Raw genomic sequence first — 239 nt, 5'->3', positions numbered from 1 at the left:
AACCATGGGCCGAGCACCGTGCCGCCGTCGCGATTCTTCACGCGCAGGTTGGGGCGGTAATAGTTTTCGAGGTAGTCGCGGATCGCATAGTCGTTCGCGATCATGTAGCCGGCCACGTGCTGCATCGCATGTTCGCGCTGCACGTTGCGCGCGGTCTGCCCGATCACCACAGCGAGTTCGCACTCGTAGTGCATGAAGGCCACGTCGGCAGGGCGGCGAGTGAAGCCGCGATGACCGAG

The 239-nt window shown here is 63.6% G+C and carries 1 protein-coding gene; it reads right to left on the bottom strand.

Annotated features, from left to right (window positions below):
• On the bottom strand, nt 1-239 hold a 239-nt coding region (locus tag SB822_RS60685), incomplete at both ends, for a fumarylacetoacetate hydrolase family protein (protein WP_410859600.1).

Source organism: Paraburkholderia sp. SIMBA_054, from assembly GCF_046534875.1.
GTDB classification, from domain to species: domain Bacteria; phylum Pseudomonadota; class Gammaproteobacteria; order Burkholderiales; family Burkholderiaceae; genus Paraburkholderia; species Paraburkholderia hospita.
This window is presented reverse-complemented; position numbering and strand designations above follow the sequence as displayed.